The organism is Falsihalocynthiibacter sp. CO-5D18, assembly GCF_041205445.1.
GTDB classification, from domain to species: Bacteria; Pseudomonadota; Alphaproteobacteria; order Rhodobacterales; family Rhodobacteraceae; genus Falsihalocynthiibacter; species Falsihalocynthiibacter arcticus.
Genome location: NZ_JBGFCF010000010.1, coordinates 1 through 18,431 on the forward strand (window position 1 = coordinate 1; position 18,431 = coordinate 18,431).

General features: G+C 52.8%; 18 protein-coding genes and 2 pseudogenes. 9 read left to right on the forward strand and 11 right to left on the reverse strand.

The window, feature by feature from the left end:
- Positions 1-548: 548 nt before the first annotated feature.
- The 3 genes from AB9F27_RS13635 to AB9F27_RS13645 all read right to left on the reverse strand — a co-directional run bounded on the left by AB9F27_RS13635 (position 549) and on the right by AB9F27_RS13645 (position 3,831).
- Complete coding sequence (locus tag AB9F27_RS13635) at positions 549-1,544, reverse strand: DUF1214 domain-containing protein (protein ID WP_369757844.1); 996 nt, start codon at positions 1,542-1,544, stop codon at positions 549-551.
- Between the two features lie 22 nt (positions 1,545-1,566).
- On the reverse strand, positions 1,567-2,559 hold the full coding sequence (locus AB9F27_RS13640) for a DUF1214 domain-containing protein (protein ID WP_369757845.1): 993 nt from the start codon (positions 2,557-2,559) through the stop codon (positions 1,567-1,569).
- 180 nt (positions 2,560-2,739) lie between these two features.
- Complete coding sequence (locus AB9F27_RS13645; RefSeq protein WP_369757846.1) at positions 2,740-3,831, reverse strand: DUF1214 domain-containing protein; 1,092 nt, start codon at positions 3,829-3,831, stop codon at positions 2,740-2,742.
- Positions 3,832-4,210: 379 nt separating this feature from the next.
- Between AB9F27_RS13645 and AB9F27_RS13650 the strand changes: the two are divergent.
- The 3 genes and pseudogenes from AB9F27_RS13650 to AB9F27_RS13660 all read left to right on the forward strand — a co-directional run.
- Positions 4,211-4,651, forward strand: a pseudogene (locus AB9F27_RS13650) (ATP-binding protein); the annotation flags it as partial.
- Between the two features lie 530 nt (positions 4,652-5,181).
- Positions 5,182-6,609, forward strand: coding sequence for an IS1182 family transposase (locus AB9F27_RS13655; RefSeq protein ID WP_369757847.1), 1,428 nt, complete (start codon positions 5,182-5,184; stop codon positions 6,607-6,609).
- Between the two features lie 519 nt (positions 6,610-7,128).
- Complete coding sequence (locus AB9F27_RS13660) at positions 7,129-7,419, forward strand: hypothetical protein (protein WP_369757001.1); 291 nt, start codon at positions 7,129-7,131, stop codon at positions 7,417-7,419.
- On the opposite strand, the gene AB9F27_RS13665 is transcribed toward AB9F27_RS13660, so the two are convergent.
- The 3 genes from AB9F27_RS13665 to AB9F27_RS13675 all read right to left on the reverse strand — a co-directional run bounded on the left by AB9F27_RS13665 (position 7,416) and on the right by AB9F27_RS13675 (position 9,796).
- Positions 7,416-8,081, reverse strand: coding sequence for a L,D-transpeptidase (locus tag AB9F27_RS13665; RefSeq protein ID WP_369757848.1), 666 nt, complete (start codon positions 8,079-8,081; stop codon positions 7,416-7,418). The two genes, AB9F27_RS13660 and AB9F27_RS13665, sit on opposite strands and share 4 nt — an antisense overlap.
- 427 nt (positions 8,082-8,508) lie before the next feature.
- A complete protein-coding gene (locus tag AB9F27_RS13670) occupies positions 8,509-8,817 on the reverse strand; it encodes a DUF3240 family protein (RefSeq protein WP_335585909.1) in 309 nt (102 codons plus the stop codon).
- 1 nt (position 8,818) lies between these two features.
- Complete coding sequence (locus AB9F27_RS13675) at positions 8,819-9,796, reverse strand: sodium-dependent bicarbonate transport family permease (protein ID WP_369757849.1); 978 nt, start codon at positions 9,794-9,796, stop codon at positions 8,819-8,821.
- Between the two features lie 74 nt (positions 9,797-9,870).
- Between AB9F27_RS13675 and AB9F27_RS13680 the strand changes: the two genes are divergently transcribed.
- Both AB9F27_RS13680 and AB9F27_RS13685 read left to right on the forward strand, forming a co-directional pair.
- Complete coding sequence (locus tag AB9F27_RS13680) at positions 9,871-10,236, forward strand: hypothetical protein (protein WP_335585907.1); 366 nt, start codon at positions 9,871-9,873, stop codon at positions 10,234-10,236.
- Positions 10,237-10,496: 260 nt separating this feature from the next.
- Positions 10,497-11,609: a choloylglycine hydrolase family protein gene (locus AB9F27_RS13685; protein ID WP_335585906.1), complete on the forward strand. Its 1,113-nt coding sequence runs from the start codon at positions 10,497-10,499 to the stop codon at positions 11,607-11,609.
- A 249-nt stretch (positions 11,610-11,858) separates the two neighbouring features.
- On the opposite strand, the gene AB9F27_RS13690 is transcribed toward AB9F27_RS13685, so the two are convergent.
- From AB9F27_RS13690 to AB9F27_RS13705, 4 genes and pseudogenes are all read right to left on the reverse strand, one after another.
- On the reverse strand, positions 11,859-12,701 hold the full coding sequence (locus AB9F27_RS13690; RefSeq protein WP_335585905.1) for a sulfotransferase: 843 nt from the start codon (positions 12,699-12,701) through the stop codon (positions 11,859-11,861).
- A 467-nt stretch (positions 12,702-13,168) separates the two neighbouring features.
- Positions 13,169-13,444 carry a hypothetical protein gene (locus tag AB9F27_RS13695; protein WP_335585904.1) on the reverse strand — a complete coding sequence of 92 codons (276 nt, stop codon included), beginning with the start codon at positions 13,442-13,444 and terminating at the stop codon, positions 13,169-13,171.
- A 60-nt stretch (positions 13,445-13,504) separates the two neighbouring features.
- Positions 13,505-14,130 (reverse strand): annotated as a pseudogene (locus tag AB9F27_RS13700) (multicopper oxidase domain-containing protein).
- Between the two features lie 96 nt (positions 14,131-14,226).
- Entirely contained in the window at positions 14,227-14,598 is a 372-nt protein-coding gene (locus AB9F27_RS13705) for an SHOCT domain-containing protein (protein WP_335585903.1), read from the reverse strand.
- Positions 14,599-14,838: 240 nt separating this feature from the next.
- Between AB9F27_RS13705 and AB9F27_RS13710 the strand changes: the two genes are divergently transcribed.
- Both AB9F27_RS13710 and AB9F27_RS13715 read left to right on the forward strand, forming a co-directional pair.
- Entirely contained in the window at positions 14,839-15,225 is a 387-nt protein-coding gene (locus AB9F27_RS13710; RefSeq protein ID WP_335585902.1) for a DUF302 domain-containing protein, read from the forward strand.
- A gap of 7 nt (positions 15,226-15,232) precedes the next feature.
- The gene (locus AB9F27_RS13715) at positions 15,233-15,595 is read left to right on the forward strand and encodes a hypothetical protein (RefSeq protein ID WP_335585901.1); all 363 of its coding nucleotides are present in this window, start codon (positions 15,233-15,235) and stop codon (positions 15,593-15,595) included.
- A gap of 510 nt (positions 15,596-16,105) precedes the next feature.
- Here AB9F27_RS13715 and AB9F27_RS13720 read toward each other — a convergent pair.
- On the reverse strand, positions 16,106-16,624 hold the full coding sequence (locus AB9F27_RS13720) for a Crp/Fnr family transcriptional regulator (RefSeq protein ID WP_335585900.1): 519 nt from the start codon (positions 16,622-16,624) through the stop codon (positions 16,106-16,108).
- A gap of 75 nt (positions 16,625-16,699) precedes the next feature.
- On the opposite strand from AB9F27_RS13720, the gene AB9F27_RS13725 reads away from it, so the two are divergent.
- Positions 16,700-17,287 carry a hypothetical protein gene (locus AB9F27_RS13725; RefSeq protein WP_369756555.1) on the forward strand — a complete coding sequence of 196 codons (588 nt, stop codon included), beginning with the start codon at positions 16,700-16,702 and terminating at the stop codon, positions 17,285-17,287.
- Between the two features lie 321 nt (positions 17,288-17,608).
- Positions 17,609-18,421, forward strand: coding sequence for an AraC family transcriptional regulator (locus AB9F27_RS13730; RefSeq protein ID WP_335585898.1), 813 nt, complete (start codon positions 17,609-17,611; stop codon positions 18,419-18,421).
- Positions 18,422-18,431: the final 10 nt, after the last annotated feature.

Consider the following 18,431-nt stretch of genomic DNA (forward strand, 5'->3'; position numbering starts at 1 on the left):
TCTCGCCCCCCGACGAGGCCTATGCCAACAAAACAGAACCAATGAGAGTAGCAGCCTGACATGAAACCCTGATCCACCTTAACTAGGCTGCAAACTGGTCGAAAACTTAGGACCACCTCTGTCTACTGCAGTTATTCTTGTCAACTAACAGACGGAACACCGTATGGGCGACGACATGATTGCTATATCGGAAAACGTGGTCGGCGAAGTTGTATGGTCCAGCCATAAATGGGATTAAGGGGCGGAAACCGGATATTCGCTGCGGTGGGCGCCAAGGTCTGCTGAGCAGACAAAGTGCCTATTCTCCGCACCCATCCTCAATGACGGGATTCAGAGCATCGTAGCTGAAGCGAAAAGCGATTGTGGTCAAATTCAGACCCTCAGGGTAGGTGCGTGTTAGGATTTCTGGATTTATGCACCCAGACTTTGAGCGGCTCTGCGAAAGGGAGTTTTCCAAGTGGTGATGCAAGTCAGTTTTGTGTCCCAAACCACCGTGTGAAACAAGGCTGATCCCTTCAGTAAGGTTTCACGCGGTGGTTGCACTAATTTTAGTCGATCTGATCGAATTCTGGGAAGGTCCAGCTTCCGTCGAGGATCTCTTCCCGGGGCTCATAAAGGCGGGTGGCGTAGTTCCAGCCTTGCGTGATGGGGATGCAGTTCAACCGCCCATCTTCGCAGTCGCCAAAATGGAGCGTGAAGGACCCGTCATCGTTTGGCTTGGCTGTGAAGTTGTTATAGCTGTTCACACCCATATCATTAGCCTCCAAATAACCGTCGGCGTTGTAGACGGTAATGGACCAGAACGCGTCCACCGGCACGTCCTTGACCGTCACCGCGTGCGGGGTGTTGCCGTCGTTGGCGGCCACGCTGACAAAAACATAAGACGCTGCGGTGCGCGGCAGGCCGCCCCAACCTGCGGCGGCGCCGACAAGGTGGTCAACCGGGCGAGTCTCGTCCTTGCGACCAAACGCATAACTTGCATCAAAGCCAAGGACGGCAATGTCGTTCAACGCCTTGCGGGCCACGGCGAGGTCGTCCTGATCCCAGTCAGGCGCCTCGAATGGTCCGTTCCCCCCACCGCGAAGCTCTATCGCGTCCTGCGCGGTATTGGCCTTTGCGATGTCGTCAGTATCTGTGACGTCAGCAAAAGTGCGGAAGGCCACGATGGCAAAGCGGGTGCCGACCTCTTCTTCAGTCAGCTTATAGGTTCCGGGCTGTGCCTCGGCGAACAGGTAGTGATCCTGACTGATCACATGCATGGACTGATAGCGCCCGCCCACTTCGGGCAGGGTAATCTCTACCGGTTCAGACAGATCCAGCAGGGTCGCGGAATAAAGCGTGTCCTGATTCATCCGAATGACGCTTTGGTTGCCTGGCGTGATGGGGTCGCGCACATGGGTGATCTCCCCGAAATCTACACCAAAGGATTCCATTTGCGCCCGGATCATGTGATCGCTTTCGGCGCGCACAAAGGTTTCGACTGTGACGCTTTCGGCAAAAGCCAGCGTCGGTGCGCAAAGCGCGAGGGTTAGTAAAGCTTTCATAGTCATTTCCTTTTGCACTTAATCAATTCACAGGCTGGGCGGCAGGGAAACTCCAGCTTCCGTCGAGAATTTCAGGCGCCGGACGATAGAGGCGCACGGTATAATTCCAGTCCTCCATGATCGGAAGGCAGTTGATCCCGCCGTCGTCGCAGCCACCCAAATGCACGGTCATGCTACCGTCGTCGTTGCGCTCCCCAGTGACCGAATTGATGTTGTAGGCATCAAGGGCATTTGGCTCGAAGAAGCCGCCCGAATTGTAGAGGCTGATGGACCAGAACGCCTCCACAGGGACGTCCGCGGGGACCTCGATTCTGTAAGCTCCAACAGGCAGACCGGGTTCAACACTCAGATAGAATGCTTCGGCCTCGGGCAAGCCACCCCAGCCGCCAGCCGTGCCGAGGAAATGGCGCACGGCTTCAACCTTATCTTTGGAGCCGAACATGTGAAAACTGTCGGGCACAAACGGGCCCAAGCCCAAGGTCGTGGAAATTATCGCATCGAGGCTATCTTTGTCGTAATCCGGTGTGACGAAAGGTTTGGAGGAGGCGGCATTGATCGTCATGCCATCCTGAATCGCGTTCACCGCGGCAACATCCTCGGGGTCGGCTGCGTCGACAAGAACCCGCATGAAAACGATGACGTAGGGTGTGTCGAATGTCTTTGTGTCCAACGTATAAGTGCCGCCGCCGAAAAAGACATCGTTGATATAGTGGTCCTGATTAACAATCATCGCGGTCATGTAGCGGTCCCCCACATCGGGCAACGTCAGGGTTGCGCCCTCGCTAATATCGACTACGGCTGTGCTATACAGTGTGTCGCGGTTCATGCGGATGGTCGGTTGGTCTTCCACCGGGGTTGGCGCTCGAAAATGGAAGAATTGGTTTACCCCACCGGCCAGTGAGACGTATTTTCCAAGCTCTACATCCGTTGCGGCGCGGACAAAATTATCAACCGTGACCGGGATTTCCCTGCTATCGACAAGGGCGTCCAGCGTGGCGCTTGTCGACTGGGACAAGGCACTACTACCAATGAAAGAAACAACGAAGAAAGTTGCGAGGGTCGGGACTGTGTGGAAAAAAATTTTGGCATAGAAAGGTCCTTCTTGGTGTGTGTCTTGCTTGACTGGGCTTACACCGCAGCCGTCCCAAGGGTGTTAGAATTGCGTTTTGTCGATCCCATTCTGGGAAGGTAAATATTAGTTTGCGGGTGTAGCTTCAGACGCCGTCCAAGATCCTGAAAAGTAGGCTTCTTGCGGCAGATAAATCCGCAACATGTAGTTCCAGTCATCCATGATCGGCAGGAAATTTGGCTGAGATGGGTCGCCGCCAAAATGAATGGTTACGTTACCGTCCGCATCCGTTTCAGCCTTTCGGCTATTGACCACGTATTTGTCGAATTCGTTCTTCTGAAAGAATCCGTCGGCGTTGTAGACGCTGATGGACCAAAACGCGTTCGGCGCAGACGGAACATCGGTCAGGGTCAGAACATGGGGCGTTTTCCCGTCGTTCAGCGCCGGGGTCCGATTCTGATAAACAGCATGTTCGGGCTTCCAGCCCCCCCACGTATCCGCAGACGAAATCAAAAACGCTGTTGGGTCGACCTCTTCCATGCTTGCGCCAAAAGCCGAGTCGCGATCTTGCAAAAACCGGCCCAGCGTCTTCAAGGCGTCGCGCATCAACTCCAATTCGCTCTGGTCCCAATTGGGAACCTCAAACTGACCCTTGTCTGCCTGCACAACGGAAAGCGCATCCTGCGCCGCGTGCGCCTTTGAAACATCCTCCGGATCCTCGGCATCCACGAGTGTTCTGACAATCACGACCACATACCGGCTGCCCAAATCTTCCTGGGTTAGTTCGTATTCTCCAGGCTCATAGATCACCTTGCGGGCGAAATGCCCTTCGTTGATGATCAGAACGGACTGATAACGGTCGCCAACATCATTTTTGATCAGAACCGCCGGTGTTGAAAGGTCAAGAATCACCGAAGAATAGAGCGTGTCCCGGTTCATCCGGACGACGTTTTGCGCATCAATCGGAGTCAAATCTCGAACATGCGCCCAATCTCCAATGTCCGCGATGTTTTCAATGGCAACCTGCATCATGTGATGAGTCTCGGCGGTTGGAAAATTCTCTAACGAAACAGGCACAGAATTCAACATCGATGGGTATTCGTCAGCATCAAGTGCGGCCCGAATATCACCAGATGCGACTTGGGCCGACGCTCCGATCGACAGACCAGAGGTAAAAATGGCTAGAGTTAAAGATTTCATTACCAGTTTAAGCAGCATATGTGGTCTCCTTTGCTATTATCTCTATTAGGAAAGAGATCGGGCACAGAAATGGTGCTAAAATAGGCGTCTTCGAACTGACATTTTTCAATTGCACAAAGCAAAAAACTCTTAGAGCACCACTTACTTTAGTCCAAAGTTCCAATAGATCTCCTTGATCTGAGTCAAATGCTTCCATCGTCTCCTTGACCGCAAGATCGACGGCTCCAGCCAACAACATGCCCGCATCGTCATCACAGGAATCTTCTAGCTCTTCGACGAACTCATCCTTGAGGTTTGCGCGGTCCTGCTCGTCTGGAATCGCCGCTAGAATATCAATCTGGCGATTGTAGAGGGAGACCATCGCCATCAGGCGCACAATCTCAGCAACCTTGGCCTCATCATCGCCCTCGGCCCATCGGGAACCGGTAAGACGCACATTGCTTTGGGGCTTGGGTTGGCGGCATGCCAAAGAGGGTTGAAAGTGCGCTTCACTACGGCGGCAGCCCTGGTCCATGATCTGATTGAAGCGCAGGATGAGCGGAGATTGCAGCGGCTTCAAAAGCACCTGACGAGCCAGAACCTGTTGATCATTGATGAATTGGGATTTGTGCCCCTCAGCAAATCTGGTGCGGAACTCCTCTTCGAGGTGATATCCCAGTGCTACGAACGCGGCTCAATTATAATCACCTCGAACCTGCCTTTCGATGAGTGGACCGAAGTCTTTGGTTCCGAACGGCTCACAGGCGCTTTGCTGGATCGTTTGACCCATCACGTCCATATCCTGGAGATGAATGGCGAGAGTTACCGGCTCAAACATAGCCGTAAGAGCCGCCAATAACCAAAACACATCAAGATCAGAACAATGTCGGCCCAAGGGCCAACATGCGCTTTGGCACGCGTTAGCTAAATGGGGAGCACACGCGCCAAAGCGCACGACAAACGAGAAGTCAGTGGACCAGTTTTACGCCGCGATCTGGACCCTTTTTACTCTGCGATTGACATAATTCATTGTAAATAAAACACTAGACTAAGATATACCCGAACCGCTGACCTTGTCAGACATAAATTTAAGTGGTCGCCTTCTTTTGCGTTTTAAATTTGAACGGAGTGAGCAGAGCCAAAGTATTCTTTGGTTTTCACTGGCGACAACAAAGTGGCGCAAACTCCTGCTAACCGCCCGTTTTTAACGGTTGCGGCCTAGTTCGGTATTATAGAGCGGTAAAGATCCGCTTTGGCGCTTCGCTGATCATACTTCGCGCTTGCGGCGAAAGCCCGTTTTCCGCACTTAGTGTTTAATGACACGAACGGCCGAGGCTGTGTGGAAACGCATATATCTGCTAATCTTCTTGTGTAATCAGGAGGCGTTGGATGAAGCGTTTCATGGAGGGCGATGATCGAGATCAAGGGGTTCTATTCCCTGATCATCTTGAAGACTTTGTGGGCGAAGATAATCCGGTTCGTGCCGTGGACGCATTTGTTGATGCGCTTGATTTGGTCGATATTGGTTTTAGCGACGCAGCCGCGACCGGAAGGCCCGGTTATCATCCGGCGGTTCTGCTGAAGATTTATGTTTACGGTTATCTCAATCGCATTCAGTCGAGCCGCCGGTTGGAGCTGGAGACTGGCCGCAACGTTGAGATGATGTGGTTGACCGGTCGTCTTGCGCCAGACTTCAAAACAATTGCGGATTTCCGTCGCGATAACAGCAAAGCAATCCGCAAGGTGTGCAGTCAGTTTGTGATGTTATGTCGTCACGTCGGTCTTTTGAACGGTGACGGTGTTGCGATTGATGGCAGCAAGTTCAAAGCGGTGAACAACCGGGATAAGAACTTCACGCCTGCCAAAGTGAAGCGACGCATGGCAGACATTGAAACCAGTATTGAACGCTATCTTTCCAAGCTGGATGCGGCGGACCGCAATGAACCTTCCTTGCCTGCATCTAAGGTTGCTCATTTGCAGGAACGCATCGTCAGGCTCAGAGAGCAAATGGAGGAATTGAAAGCCATCGATGCAAAGGTGCAAAACGCACCAGATGCCCAGGTTTCGTTGACCGACCCTGACGCACGCTCCATGAGGCATCGAGGCGGCGGCATTGTTGGCTACAACGTACAGACAGCCGTTGATGTTGAGCATCACCTGATTGTGGCGCACGAGGTGACATCATCAGGCAGTGATCGGGGCCAATTGGTGAAGATGGCCAACCAAGCGCGTTTGGCAATTGGCGGCGAAGAGATCACGGTTGTCGCAGATCGGGGATACTATGGCGGCGAACAGCTGCTTGAGTGCGCCAACACTGGCATCACCACCTATGTGCCCAAGCCGCTCACATCGAGCGGCACCAAACGAGGGTTCTTCATCAAGCAGGACTTTCTCTACGACGCACAGAACGATGTTTATATCTGCCCGGCAGGGCAGACCCTGACCAAAGGTGCCCACCGGTCAGATCGTCAGAGCGACATCAACTTCTACCGGCATCTGTCGGCCTGTTCAAATTGCCATCTTAAGCCGCGCTGTACGACGGAGAAATTGCGCCGCATCCGACGTTGGGAGCAAGAAGACGTACTGGATGACATCGAGCGCAGGCTGGAAGAAAAACCTGACGCCATGCGGGTCCGCAGATCAACGGTAGAACATCCCTTTGGAACATTGAAGGCGTGGATGGGCTACACCCATTTCCTGACCCGAACACGAGAAAAGGTCGCGGCGGAAATGAGCCTGCACGTCCTAGTCTATAACTTCAAACGGGTACTCAAAATTATCGGTATTGCCCCATTGATGGCCATCTTGAGAGCATAATGGAGCCGTTTGACGTAAATTCTCTGTCGAAGCCTGCTATAAAAGCCCCTGCACGATCAAATAGGGTGCCATTTGGGGTAAATCACGCTCTTGGAGTGGAAAACCGCCAAAGACAGAAAAGCAGAGCCTCAGATCACGCAATCAAATGCGTTTCCACACAGCCTCGGCCCGAAGCGTCCGTAGAAGAAGGATTGCCCAAAAGACTGCTTTGGCGAATAATTGTCCGAACGAAACTATTTATGGCTTCAGGAAAACTCCGTTTGTCGCAGATCGGCCTTCCAAAATATCATGAGCCGCACCTAACAACACCGAATTCGCACCGTGCGGGCACTCTGATGCAAAACCCAATCCTAAAAACAGAGCTAAACCCGCTCCAATACCCAAGGAAAAAGGCCAAGGTGTCCTCGGATCGGCCCTCACGGCGGCGCGAAAACGTTAGCGCCACCCCACCCTCTCGACAATAGCCGCCGTTATTTCGTACACTTACGGCAATTAGTTAATGTTTGAGGGAATTACGCAATGAAAGTTCTGGCTTGTGTTATTGGCTGCGCGACGCTTGCGCTTACAGCGTGCACAGAGTTTCAAGGCGCGCAGCCCTCAGTCAACGGTCAACCTGTGGATTATCGAATGAGCGATGTTCCCGAAGGACTTGTGGCTATCGCCGCTCCTTATCAGGACCTAAGTGAAGTACGGATCAATGACTCAGATGGGTGTTATGTCTATCGCTATGCTGGCCCCGTTGAGACAACATTCCTACCTCTTCGCTCAAACGAGGGGCGTCCGATCTGCACGCGCTCCCCAGAGGTTTAACTCCGCGCGGTAACTGTGTCCTCTGGCGGATAGAGATAGGCCTGCACTCCGGGCGAGACAAAATCGTACAAATCATTGATGTGTGGCATCGCCATGCGTACACACCCCGAACTCGCTCGCCCGCCAATAGAACCAGGGCTAGGCGTGCCGTGAATACGAAGATAGGTATCGCGATTTCCGACATATAGATAAAACGCCCGCGATCCGAGCGGGTTCGTCGGGCCGCCGTCCTGACCGTCGGCGTATTGCACAAACAATTGCGGATCGCGTTTTATCATCGCGGCTGTGGGGGTCCAAGTTGGCCATTTAGCCTTGCGTCGGACGGTATATGTCCCCGGCTCATAAAGGCTCCCGCGCGCGATTGCCACGCCATAACGCATCGCGGTGCCGTCGCTTCGGATGTGGTAAATATAGCGAGCAACAGCATCAACGTGGATGTCACCAGGCGTTAGCCCCGCATTAGCCTCAACAACTTGCGGCAGGAAGCGCGGGTTAAAACCCCAAGGGTTGGATGTCGCCGGATCGTAATTGGGCGGGGTTACCTGTGCATCCCATGCCGCCCAATTCGCGGAATTCGATGTTGGAGCAGCCGACAGCGCGCTTGGGATAGGTGCGGAAAATAACGCACCAGAAGTGATCACAAAATGGCGTCTGGTTAGCATGGGTTTAAGTTCCTTGTGCACCGATAAAATAAAAATTCACTTCGCCAAGGTATATTCTGTTGCGCCGAAGGTCCATGTAAAGTTGATCCACCATCCCAACTAGAGAATTTACAGGAAGTGTCTTGATAGTCCGTACATATCTACACTTGGCTTCAACTTGCCGTCCGTTCTAGGCAGCAATGATAGCGACAAATTCCGCGACTTAGTTTCGAATACTGCTTTCGAGAATGACTTCTGCTTCCGGCCCAATGCTGCCATTGCTGTAAGGTGCAGCTAACGGCAGGTTTGAGACCATTTAACCCAAATCCTGCAGCGCGGCGAATGTTCCCTATTGCAGGAGGCGGCCACTGACATACCAAATCCAAGGGAAGGACCGCCTTAAATTTTTTACCCACATTAGGGGCATAGCCGAAGTATAAGGGAGTGGTTAGAAGCGTTCAGCCCTTAAGACGAGTGTGTCGCTAACAGAAACCACACCAATATGACGCTCAACGACCGCAAACGCAGCTTCAAGAAGCGCGTCTAGCCGCTCCGGCTTAATCAGACAAATGACCATGACCATGCCTGCGCGGCCAATCTGACCTTCGCGCGTCCATGGGCCTGACCGGCCCGACCCACCTCGCACCGGCACAACCGTATAGCCCGTCACGCCAGCTTCAGTTAGGGCATCAGTCAGTCGCCCTTCCAATGGTTTTTCAATCACAATTTCAACGCGTTTCGCGGGATGCATCTGCATGTCAGCCTCCGGTTAGCTGCGTGGCTACAGCCACATAAAGGGGAATCCCCAAAGTCAGATTGAACGGGAACGTTACACCTAGCGACAACGTCAAATAGATCGCTGGATTCGCCTCAGGCAATGCCACCCTCATCGCAGCCGGCACAGCAATGTAGGACGCCGAAGCTGCAAGAGCCATCAATAGCACCACGCCACCAGTCGACAGTCCGATCAACATGCCCATCCCAAGCCCAATCATTGATCCAGCCAGTGGCATTACAATACCGAATGCCACCGCGCCTAAGCCCAAGACACCTTTCGACTGCCTTAACCCGCGTCCCGCGACCAACCCCATGTCCAGCAGGAACAGGCAAAGTACCCCCTTAAAAGGCGACACAATGAACGGTGCAATCTCGGTCAAACCTCTTTCGCCCGTCACCATCCCGATTACAAAGCTGCCAACCAGCAAAACGATAGAGCCATTAAGCAGAATTTCTCGCATCAGGCCCGGTTCCATCCTCCCGCCCGAACCGTTGCGTGACACCAACCACAAGGCAGACAGGATCGCCGGAGCTTCCATAGCAGCGGCGACAGCGACCATATATCCCTCGGCAGCGATGGCACGTCCTTCTAGAACCGAAGTTGCAGCCACAAATGTTACGATACTTATGGATCCATAATGCGCAGCCACAGCGGCTGCATCCAACCGAGAAAACCCCGTGAGTATCTTCAGCAACGCAAAGGCAAGAAGGGGGAGACCGAACGACAGAAGGACGCCTGCACCGACAGTCATAAGGAGAGCCGCATCGACGCCATGATCCGCGACCGCGGCACCGCCTTTAAAGCCAATCGCAAACAGCAGATATATCGACATGCCTTTCGCCACAGCCTCGGGAATAGACAAGTCGGACCGCGCCATCGCGGCCAAAAGGCCCAACACAAATGATAAGATAATCGGCGATAAAAGGTTCGCGCCAGCAAGCGCAAGGACTTCGGACATGATGAACCTTTGTTGGTTGGGGCATATTTCGTAATTGGTCTAAAGGTTGCCAAGACGCTGCGCAATTCAAAACGATGTTTCGGTCCGCCGAAGGGCCCTTTGCCTATAGAGATTACATCATTCTGTACGATAGAACGGGCGGCGTTGACTTTGCTCTTCGGAAAATAACTGTAGAAGGAATGGAGTTCGGCGGCACTGACATCGGCCACGACATACCTAAAGATAAGGAACTATTACGCAACACGTATCAAGAGAAATTTCTTGAGTGCCGGGCGCAAACGGATGGTTCAAAGGACGCATGCCGAGACGCAACGCAAGACTGGGTAGACAATAACACCGCGATCCTTGCAATCGCCTTCAATAGCCATACGAAAAATGAAACTGTCGGCTTTTTCATGATCGATGATCGCCTCTGGTGGGCAGGTCGTGAAATTAAGTAGAGCTTGGTGGAACAATATGAAGCAGTATCCAACAGACGGAACTCGTCAACTCGGAAACAATTCGTTGGAGGACCTTATGTAGCAGTTGATTAAGACCTGCAGGTTTTGGGTGCAGTTTTCCCTGACCGTACTAGTGTTGGCAGCGCTGAGCGCCTGTATATCTCTTGCCGATTGTCGGCATTATAAACTTGCTAAGTGTGGGAAGCCTAGGTAGCCCTAAGTCACATTAACTACCACTACCTAACGATTTGAAAAATAACATGAAAATTACAACATCTAATAATGTTTTTAAGAGCATTAAGACCCTGATCGCTGGGGCTGCCATACTCGCCTTAGGCACCCAATCCGCTCTTGCCTGTACGGGAATCGTGCTGCACGCGCAGGATGGTACAGTGGTTCCTGCGCGCACCATGGAATTTGGGTTTGATGTCCAATCTAATATCTATGCAGTGCCCGCCGGAACATCCATTGAAACTCTCGTGCTAGACAAGGATCAAACGGGCTTCACATTCGAAGCTAAGTATGGGTTTCTCGGTGCTAACGGTCTCGACATGCCGATTGTTTTCGACGGTTTGAATACCGAAGGGCTTTATTTCGGTGCGTTCTATTTCGCCGGTGACGCCGTTTTTGGTACCGTCAGTGACGCAAATCGCGACCATGCGGTTTCTTCCGAAGAATTGGGCAACTGGATCCTTGGGCAATTCGCGACCGTAGACGAGGTCAAGGCCGCTCTGCCAACCATTGAAGTCGTGGGCACCCATATTGACGCGCTCAGGGGCGTGGCACCGTTTCATTACGGTGTGACCGATGCTACCGGCGCTTCGATCGTTATCGAATACACTGTGGACGGCCTTACTATCCACGATAACACCGTGAATGCTATGACCAACAATCCGCCCTACGATTGGCACCTGACCAACCTGCGCAACTATATCGGCCTGCAAGCTGAGAACGTTCCAGAAATCACGGTTGGCCGTCAGACATTGCAGCCCTATGGACAGGGAACTGGAATGGCTGGACTTCCAGGCGATTTCACGTCGCCCTCTCGTTTTGTAAGGGCGGTTGCGTTCGCAAATACGACACTCCCGGCGGCAGACGCAAGTGAGGCGATCTTCAATGCGTTTCACATCCTCAACGCTTTTGACATTCCAAAAGGCGCGGTCCGCGAAGGTCATGACGACAGCCTGCAAACTGATTACACAATCTGGACGTCCGCTTCCGATACCAAAAACGTTCAGTATTATTACAAGACATATCAGACACAAGCCGTTGAGAGTATCGATGTGCGCAAAGTCATAGCCAAGATCACAAAACCTACGACGCTGGAGATGGAAAATGGCTTCGTAATCAATGATCGGACTGCCGATTTTTAAGGACGGTTACGTCCCATCGGTTCTTGAGCATGCATGTTCCTATCTAGGGGCATGCGTGCTTCCCCCTCGGTGCCCAACACTTTAAGGCCGGTCGACGGTTTTCACCTCTCCAGTGATCTTAACGCTTGTCCACGAATTGTTGCTATAGTTTTCTGGCTCCAAGTTGTCAGCCCAAGCACAGTTTTCACCGATAATGCGCTAAGGCTTTTGACGAAACGAAATTAGACGGTTGATGACATTTTTGGTGAATTAATTGTCATCAGATCCTTGGCGGATATCCAGTTCTGAGAAGTATCTGCTGAGCAACTTGACCTCACCGAAGGCAGCTTCTAGCTCAACAAGGTCTTTGTTCGTGATTGCATGCTTCCACTTTCCAACGCTTGCCTGAGAAATAGAACGCGTGAGCTGCTCTTGGGTGTGCCACATTCCGCTTCGATCCCTTTTCTGAAGCAAGTCGTCGCGTCCCAAGTCCAAGACTTCGTCGATTTCCCTAAGGCCGAGGAAATCTAGAACTTCTGATATTGCCTGCTTAGGTCTTTCCACCAAATCTTCATAAAAGACCAAGCACACTCGTTGTGGGAACCGTTCGAGGGCCTCCAAAGTTGGATTGAGCACCGAAGAATAGCGGATTATAGCACTTTTTGCGTCAACGGTGAACTGAGGAGCTTGCTTGCCTTTCGCCTCGTAGCGATCCCTAACCGAAAAAAGCGATGCCATCACATCCTTAGGATCTCTTAGTATTACGATCCCTTTTGAATCTTTAAAGAGATCCAAGATGTCTGGCATCACTTCTGCATTGGCTGGGGATTTCTCACAAATCACTTTCTTTCCGCTAGCCAACAACTTCCCTTCCAAGATACCGCCCAAAAAATTCTTAAAATATTCGTCCAGTTCATCTTCAGAAAGAAACTCAGAAATCCTCCCAGATTCAATGCTTGCAAGCATCCTTTTGCGGAGCCTGATGATCGGCGGAACAAAATCAAACTCTGGCCCAGCATAAATCAGGGGATGCAAATTCAGCATTCGTTGAAGCAGCGTCGTCCCAGAACGCGGAGGGCCCCCGATAAATACTAATTTGTCTTGCATACCCATTTTATACTTTCAGTCTTGATTTTTCATTATTTCGACAGGTCGTCCAAGAATTCGTTGGAAACGCTGAGCTCAAAAAATTGGGCTGCCCCCAACGAGTGGCCCGGGTTGATTGTTACCGCATCCCGTCTTTCGTTCAGGCTTCATGGGACCTCCGAGCTGGTTTCAGCGGCCCCTCAAAGATGCTCAGCGTCAAGCTGCCGTGTGAGAATTTCGACCGTTTTTTCGTTGCCAAACACTATTTATTTTCTAATCCGCTGTCGAGCATCATCTATGGATGTGAAATCGATCATTTTCGAACAAGAGGTCCAATCGAGCCTTCCTTCATGGGTGGTTACCCAAGCATTGCCAGCAGGATCGAGCGCGATACCCGCGATGATTTGTAGACCACCAATGTAGCCGTTCTGGAGTGAAATCGATTCTCCTGTGGCAACACCTGATGGGCAGGTCTCTGTGCGCACACCAAACAACTAGGTGATGGATTGGCTCATAGAATTCGAGACCCATATATTGTCATTGCCATCCACGGAAATGCCCCAAGCCCCGTTCATGCTCTTTTCAGCGTCAAAGGGACCAAGAACCGTGCCGTCAGAGCGGATCATCGACACATCGCCGCCGGGATACTTGTCGGCGATGTCCCACAGATCGATCCAACCTTTGGCCGCGAGCTCATCGTCGGACATTGAGTCTTCTAAGCCGTCAATCTTCGCTGTAAGCTTTTCCTTGGCTGTCGGTGGCGATGTCATGCGGGCTGTTTCCAACCTCAAATTCCACGGCATTGGCGGGGTCGTTGGTCGGAAAGCGGATCAAGGTGTTTGTGCCGCTATTGGTGACCCAAGTCTGGTTTTCTGATCAATGGCGAGGCCGAAGGGTTCATTGACCTTCAAGGTACCTTCGACGGGTTTACCGTCCACGGTTGAACCAAGAATACTGGCGTTCGAACCATTGAGCAGGCGCAAACGCACCAACCCCAAGGGCACGACCGCCGTGGCATCTGCTTGTCCGTTGACGAGCATCCGGTTCTCGGCAAACCCGTGCATCACATCCATCGTGGACGGGTCATAGACCATACGTCCGGAACCATCGAACCGGCGATCCTGCAAAACAAGCTTTAGATCATCAACCCCGTACGTGGACGGCAAACTACGGACGTCGTCCTGCCCGTCGGTCACGTGGATGCCCCCTGCCAGTCCGAAATAAACCTGTTCTGCAGTGCGTTCGTGGATATGCGAGTTGTACCAGACGGTTGCTGGGTCCTGCGCAACTGTCATCTTTGGTCCCCATGTCTCACCGGGTGCGATCGGCCGAGTTTACCACCGTCATGCTCTCCGGGCACCAGAAGGCCATGCCAGTGCGTGCTGATGGGGTCATCAAGCGAATTCTGCACTTTTGCGGCCAGTTCGCCATTCTGAATCAGGATGGTCGGACCCAGATATGCCTGATTGAAGCAGGAGGCCGAAGCTCGGCGAGCCTAGTACTAGCTTTGTAACAGGCTCGCTTGTCCAGAAAGAACATAACGCGTCGCGGATCAATCAGCGAGCAGCTTCTTGCGCTCAGTGAACTCGGTCGAGTCGATCTCGCCCTTGGCATAACGTTCCTTAAGAAGCGCCAAAGCACGGTCGTGCGCAGCGTGGCTGCCAGAAGCAGGTCCGGCCATGCCAAACAGCCGCAGGAGATATAAGATCCCTGCAACGATCCCGACCACGATCAAGATCATGAAGATCGGCCCAAGGACCATTCCGAAGCCTCCCCACTGACTGCTGCCCCACATCATGTCATGTCCATGATCGTAAAAGCCGTTTCGATCCGGGATTTTCCCGACCTGTGCCATCGCCGACGTGGCGGCCACGCAGAATGCGGCTACTACGCTCGGGACAATTACCTTGTTCTTGAATTCCATTCCGTAACTCCATTTATGTGACATCAACACGGACAACCTGTTATACATCTAGTTATATGCGAAAATTGGGGCACAGACCCTGATGTGGATCAAGACGGCGAGACTCAATTGCGGTAGCATGCAGCAGCGAAACGCAGGCGCAGATTGATAACGAAACATCTGAAATCACCAAACAAGGCCAATTCGGGTGCCGCCTTGCCAATTCTGCTTCTGACAAGCCAACACAAGGAGTGCAGCCCCGTGAGTTACACAATCAATCGCCTGTTCAACGACAGCACATTCGACGACATCGATGCCCGCACCCGAAACGCCCTTGCTGACAACGGCTTTGGGGTGCTGACCGAAATTGACGTAAAGGCGACGATGAAAAAGAAACTCGATGTTGAGATGCCGGCCTACCGCATTCTCGGTGCCTGCAATCCGAAGATGGCCTACGCTGCCATCGGGATGGAACCGCGCGTGGGCGCGATGCTGCCTTGCAACGTCATCCTACGCGAGGTCGATGGCGGTATTGAGGTCAGCTCCATCGACCCGGTTGCGTCGATGCAGGCAGTAGAAAGCGCTGAGCTGACGGCCGTCGCGGGCGAGGTTCGCGACCTTCTGGCGAAGGCCGTCGCGGCGATCTGAGATAAACTTGCGCGTCGTCATCTTCGCGGCGATTGCGATCCTCGGGATTGCCCAGCTCGGCGTATGGCCCTTCGCGCCATCGGTGTTCACCGAGGCACGTGGGCTTATTGACAGTGAGCGCGTCGAAATGCTCACGGCGCGTCTGTTCGGTCTGACACTGTTTTGCCTCGGGCTTGCGTGCTTGCCAGAGCGGGGCGTCGTCGGAAACCCGCCTTTCAGAGCCTTGCTGCTTTACAATGCGGCCATCGCAATGCTTTTGATTTACCTCGCCGTGATCGAGCACTCCTGGGGGGTGTTGCTCGCGCCAACTGTCGCGCTGCACACTGCGGTTGCAGTCTGGATGGCGATAAATCACCGTAAAAACACTTGAATCAACATCTCTCGGCAAAGCAAGGTGCTTTGGTCACACACGCCTGACGAGCTCTCGCTCGAAAAACATTGGCGAGCGAGAGCAAGCCCCGTGGGTTGGAAGGATGCTGTCTTCTCTTTATGGGCGTTACGATCCCACTCAATAATCCAGTCGAAAGGTTCATCTATTCTGGCGCGCATTCCTTATCTATTTTCAATATCGTCATTCGTGACTCAGATAGAGCGTCGTAGTAAATAAAATAGGCGGATTCAGAACCGTGTGAATGGCTGCTTCACCATACTGACACGAGATTCGAACTCTTGCAGCGAATGTCCGCATCCCGCCCATTAAGTCGAAATGTGCATGGTGCAGCATTCGGGCCGCTTCCCCTTTCCATCAATGTCGAGAACGGCCCAGAGCCGACCTTAGTGGCTTTTGCAGCTAACGGCAGCAACGAGCCCATTTTACCGAAATGCCACTTCGCAGCGAAGGTCTGCTCCTACTAAAAAATGGTTCGGACGATGATCTCTCTCACTTTCTCCGACGTGCAAGTTCGCGATAAAGCGCGGGGGGCGAAACACCAATCTGATCGGCAACCCTTATCCATTCACCCATCGGTGGCTCATCGTATAGCTCCAGCCATGCGTCCAGTCTGTCGGACACTCGGCGCAGGCGCAGAATCTCAATGCGCGCTCGCTGGGACTGGACCTCTTTGGCATGAGTTTCGATCAGGCTCAAAGCAGCGGTTGGCCGTTCGCGCAGCGCAGACCGAAAGGCGGCACGTGGCATGATCGCGATCTTGGCATTCGTGCGTGCAACCGCATCGCAATGATAGGTCGTGGCGAATAATGATGCTTCTGCCAGTGCCATTCCGACGGTGGCAACGCTTAGCGTAAGTGCTGTTCCATCCGTGAGGGGACGTTCAAGTGCTATAGTGCCGGATCGAATAAGATACATCGAATGAACGTGATCTTCCCTGCGGAAGACGACAACCCCCTGCACAAAGGTCTTCGTCGGCGCGTCATCAAATATATGCTGCCAATCTAACATGATACAAATCATACGGTATGGCCGCAGTGTCCGCTAGGGTGTTCTGGATAAATATCATAAATGTAAGGAAACAGAATGAAAACGAAGATGATCGTGATCGTGACGGCGCTGCTCGGTGGAACGGCTTTCGCGAATGCCCAGACAACACACTCCAACCAAGGGGACAGCATGGATCACGCGACACATGCTCAAGACCAGCCGCTTCAAAACACGATCCTGACCGAACCGGGACAGGGGGCTTTCGCCGCCCTGTCCGAAGTTGTGCGCGTGCTGGAAGCCGATCCTGACACTAATTGGGGCCAGGTCGATCTGGCAGGCCTGCAGACTCATCTGGTCGATATGGACCGCCTAGTCTCGGACACTAATGTGGAAGAGACAGAACTGCCGGACGGCCTTTCTTCCATGGCGACGGGAGATACAGACACAATCGCCACTCTCCGCCGCATGGTTCCCGCACACGCGGCCCAACTGGCGGAGGACGACCGTTGGACCGTCGAGGCAATCGATGCGGAAAACGGCGTGGAGCTTCGCGTGACGAGCGGTGATCCTGCTGTGGTAGCGCGAATAAGAGGACTGGGGTTCTTCGGACTTATGGCAAGCCAGGACCATCACCGCGAACATCATATGATGATGGCGCGTGGAGAAGACGCCCACGCACACTGACGCGATGCGACATGTTCGGCCCAAAGTCCCGCTTTATGTTGTAGCGAAAGGGATATGAGGTCGATGATAAGCTGCCGTTCGCTTCGTCGAGTTGGACGGCAGCTTCGTCCGCAGAGCCGCCGCTCGCCCTCCGATTTGACGTTGATTTCGTGTGCAAACGCAGCGAAAGTCAGCAAGGAGCCCTCTTTGACCGATGCTGCACGGCGCATGAATGTCCACTTCACTTTGCACTGGCGAGAATATGATAGAAGCGATTGTATAAATACCGTCAGACAAGACTTCTAGTCGACGCAATTGATTACGGCGTGGTAGTCCCAAGTTATGACTTGTCCAAACTCGCATTCGGTCGAATTTCTGCCACGACGCCTTGATGGTGTTGACGCCATCTCTCTTGCGTCGAACAGAGCGTTCCCGCGCCATGCTCATGACCAATATGGGATTGGTGTGATGACGTTTGGCGGTCATGCTTCTTGGTCAAAACAGGGCTTTGTCGAAGCCTATCCGGGTGACGTGATAGCCGTAAGCCCGAACGAGGTTCATGATGGTAAGCCCATGTCTGGGTTGCGATCATGGAAAATGCTCTTTGTTGAGCCATTCGTCATTGATGATATGATTGGTCCAAACGCTGCATCGCGTGAAATTGAATTTGCAGCCAAACATTCCCCCGCCGTCGCATCAGCAATGTTGAAGATTTTTGCCTCACTTTGTGAAAATGACCTCACAGCGGCGGAAGAAGGTCTGACGGGTCTTTTCGCTGACCTGCTCGTCACATCGACGTGCATTGGGGATCGACTACCTTCGCGTGTCACACAGCATGCTTTGCAGCGTGTGAATGACAACCTCGAATCACCTCCGACCCTCGAAGAGATAGCGGTGATCATGAGTATGAGCAGGACAGGAGCTTTGCGACGTTTTAAACGCGAGACAGGCACCACGCCCCATGAGTACGCAATGCAGTTGCGGCTGCGGCAAGCCCGTCGCGCACTTGCGTCTGGTAACAATCCTGCCTCGGTTGCAGCGGAATTAGGTTTTGCGGACCAAAGCCACATGACCCGCGCTTTCTCCCGTCAGTTTGGTGTACCGCCAGGAAAATACCAATCAAGCATGGGCAATATCGTTCAAGACCCAAGATAGCCAAGACGTT

Bases quoted from the DNA above. Each gene is read 5' to 3' on its own strand.
- AB9F27_RS13720 (WP_335585900.1), bottom strand. From the start codon at position 16,624: ATGTTAGATTGGCAGCATATATTTGATGACGCGCCGACGAAGACCTTT.
- AB9F27_RS13670 (WP_335585909.1), bottom strand. From the start codon at position 8,817: ATGCAGATGCATCCCGCGAAACGCGTTGAAATTGTGATTGAAAAACCA.
- AB9F27_RS13680 (WP_335585907.1), top strand. From the start codon at position 9,871: ATGTTTCGGTCCGCCGAAGGGCCCTTTGCCTATAGAGATTACATCATT.
- AB9F27_RS13690 (WP_335585905.1), bottom strand. From the start codon at position 12,701: ATGGGTATGCAAGACAAATTAGTATTTATCGGGGGCCCTCCGCGTTCT.
- AB9F27_RS13705 (WP_335585903.1), bottom strand. From the start codon at position 14,598: ATGGAATTCAAGAACAAGGTAATTGTCCCGAGCGTAGTAGCCGCATTC.
- AB9F27_RS13645 (WP_369757846.1), bottom strand. From the start codon at position 3,831: ATGCTGCTTAAACTGGTAATGAAATCTTTAACTCTAGCCATTTTTACC.
- AB9F27_RS13675 (WP_369757849.1), bottom strand. From the start codon at position 9,796: ATGTCCGAAGTCCTTGCGCTTGCTGGCGCGAACCTTTTATCGCCGATT.
- AB9F27_RS13725 (WP_369756555.1), top strand. From the start codon at position 16,700: ATGAAAACGAAGATGATCGTGATCGTGACGGCGCTGCTCGGTGGAACG.
- AB9F27_RS13635 (WP_369757844.1), bottom strand. From the start codon at position 1,544: ATGAAAGCTTTACTAACCCTCGCGCTTTGCGCACCGACGCTGGCTTTT.
- AB9F27_RS13660 (WP_369757001.1), top strand. From the start codon at position 7,129: ATGAAAGTTCTGGCTTGTGTTATTGGCTGCGCGACGCTTGCGCTTACA.
- AB9F27_RS13655 (WP_369757847.1), top strand. From the start codon at position 5,182: ATGAAGCGTTTCATGGAGGGCGATGATCGAGATCAAGGGGTTCTATTC.
- AB9F27_RS13685 (WP_335585906.1), top strand. From the start codon at position 10,497: ATGAAAATTACAACATCTAATAATGTTTTTAAGAGCATTAAGACCCTG.
- AB9F27_RS13695 (WP_335585904.1), bottom strand. From the start codon at position 13,444: ATGACATCGCCACCGACAGCCAAGGAAAAGCTTACAGCGAAGATTGAC.
- AB9F27_RS13665 (WP_369757848.1), bottom strand. From the start codon at position 8,081: ATGCTAACCAGACGCCATTTTGTGATCACTTCTGGTGCGTTATTTTCC.
- AB9F27_RS13730 (WP_335585898.1), top strand. From the start codon at position 17,609: ATGACTTGTCCAAACTCGCATTCGGTCGAATTTCTGCCACGACGCCTT.